The following is a 2,661-nucleotide window of genomic DNA, read 5'->3' as shown; positions in this document are numbered from 1 at the left end:
TAGTACTAGATACAATGAAGAGCGGAAATTGCTCGCTTAATTTAATAACTGTCTCTTTAACAGCCGAATCAATCCCAAGATTTTGGAACCTTTTGCCATATTCGGTAAAGAAATCAATTTTATTGACCATGGGATCTGTATGTTTAGCATCATTGATATTGGTGTTAAACATTGCTTGATATCGATCTTCTGTCAACGCTGGTCTTGCAAGCTGGTTAACCTCAAATGCCACATGGAAGGAGTTTGCAATGACGCCGTCAAAGTCGAATATGATGATTTTTTCATTTTTACTCATAGCTTATTTTCGAATTATATAAATATTATAAATTTTTCTATTTGCATAAGTAAAGGGGGTATCCGAGCAATATGTCGTATAACATTCGGGGTAAAAAAAGTTTTCGGAGTACCTGTCTGCCGGCAGGTAGGTAGCGGGCGAAGTGAGAATACAATGTGGCTTTAGCGTATTTCCAAGTCTCTTTTATAATTTGTTCGAGTGAAAAATTTTCGTTTTGGACGAAGGGCAGAAGGGAATAAAAGGGATGAATGTCCGTAGCCCAAAACTCCATTTGTATTTTTAGCTACTAAATTTAATTTTATCTAAATTTTCTAATTGTTCGTCTGTTAGTTCTATATCAACAATCTTTCCAATTCCAACCTTTAAGCCAGATGCATTCAATAATCTAATTAAGGCTAACTGATTCATAAGCTGGTTTCTTAATCTTTCATCTTGATTAATACCTTCTGGGTTTTCAGCAAGGGCTTGCATTGCCTCTGTCATAACTTCTTTATTTTCTACTTTAACAACACTTCCTAACTTAAATGTCCATTTCCCTTCTTCTTTATAAAACAAGACATTTTCTTGACCAACCAAATCAATAAATCTACCAGAAGCTTCAAAATAATTTTTGAATTTTAGCAAAAATACCCTCATGCAATCAGCAAATTCCTTATCACTATCAACCAGTTCAAAAATTGATTTTAGTTTGTCGTTAAATTCCAAAAAATCATTTTCATTAAATTCTTCTTTTCCTAAAAGGGCTTTATTCATTCGGTCATAAATTTCCTTGTTTTTTCCAAGCTCTGGGTCTTGTTCAGTGTAGCCAGTACTAAAATCTTTTTTATTTCGGTCTTTAAAAATGTCGCTTGCTTCCTGGATTGAGATTACTCCTGTAATGTCTTGATAGTTCCCGTCTTTTTCAATTCTAATTTTTTGTATCATCGCTTTTTCACGTAAACAATGCTTCTGTCCAAAGTGCTCGTATAATTGTTCGTTTTTGTTGTTTTCTCCTTCAATATATTGATCTGCCATTTTTTGTATTTCAGGAGGCAAGGTTGACTGCCCAACACTCAACGCTTTTTCCAGAGCACCACGATTAAGTTTGATTACAAATTTTGGATTTTGAGGATAAATGAAAACATCATGTGTCCCGCCATGTCCGCATTTTTGTAATTGACTAAAATCAACATAGCCTTCTCTGTTTGGCAATTCGCTAATAAAAGAATGAATTTGTGAATCATAATTTTCAATCCCAGGATTTGCTCTTAGTTCTTCAATTTTTTGTTCATCGGCTATTTTTCTTTTTGCAACTTCAATATTATATGCGCGAATTTCGCTGTTTTTCATTATTGGGTCAACTGGCAAATTATCCTCAGGCCTTGCTATTTCTGGGTTTACCTTTAGTATTTCTGGGTTTTCAATACTCATAATGTTTGTTTTATAAAATAAAATCTATAAATTATACTCTTTTTTTCTCAAAAAATCAAAAAATTGTTTTCGTAGCGATAGCGGAGCAAAATATGGGGGAGGCTTTTGTATAAAAGCTGTAGCCTCATACTCAGTGTTGTACGATGTTTCAAACAAAATTTACGATTTTTCCAGAAGAAGCTCAATCATAAATATTCCTTCTTTTGGGCTTCGTTTCAATTCATTTTTGTTAGTCATTAAAATATGAAAATCGGAGAAAAGCCTCGTCAATTTTTCTTTAGTAAAAACATAATGTCTAAACGATTCACTGTTTCTAATAAGATCAAAATGTTCAAGCCCCTCGTCTTGCGAGCTAAACGTTCTAATAAGTAAAAGGGCTCCTCTTCCGCTGTGTTGATTGATCCCTTTGATATATTCGGCCCGTCGATCTGCTGGTATACCATGTAAATTTGCCCAATCAAGAATAAAGTCAAAAGTCTTGTTATTATCAACAAATGACCATTCTGTTGCATCAGCACAAATGAATTGACAATGAACGGCTTCTTTTTTGGCGTTTTGCTTTGCGATTGCAATAGCTTTCTCGGAGATGTCTACCCCTATAACCTCGGGAAAATCACCATATTTTGCAAGATAAATAGACTTTTGACCAGTGCCACAACCTAAATCAAGAGAAGAGGAGCCCGTATTGTTTTATTATCCACTAATTCTTTAAACCAATCAGCTTGAACATTTTGCCAGGGTATTTCCTTAAGAGGCTTTTCGTAAAATTTATCCCAATATTTTGATTTCATATTTCTTAACTTAAACGGACTAAGTAAATTTTATTTGAAATTTCGCCTATCTAGCCACCACACAACCTCTCACACCCATAATAATCCTAAGTTGTATATCGTCCAAACTTTTTATAAAATTATTATATAGCATCCACCGTTATTTTGTAGCGATCTAATCATATC

Annotated in this window: 2 protein-coding genes; both read right to left on the bottom strand. The window is 34.0% G+C overall.

Features of this window, described 5'->3' with window-relative positions; genetic code table 11:
- A partial coding sequence (locus U9R42_09005) for a hypothetical protein (protein ID MEA3496157.1) occupies positions 1-295 on the bottom strand: 295 nt, incomplete at its 3' end.
- Positions 296-574: 279 nt separating this feature from the next.
- Positions 575-1,705 (bottom strand): hypothetical protein, encoded by a 1,131-nt coding sequence (locus U9R42_09000; protein MEA3496156.1) that lies wholly within the window; start codon positions 1,703-1,705, stop codon positions 575-577.
- Positions 1,706-2,661: the final 956 nt, after the last annotated feature.

The organism is Bacteroidota bacterium, from assembly GCA_034723125.1.
GTDB lineage: Bacteria > Bacteroidota > Bacteroidia > CAILMK01 > JAAYUY01 > JAYEOP01.
Note: the sequence above shows the minus strand (reverse complement) of the source record. Positions and strands in the feature narration are given on the sequence as shown.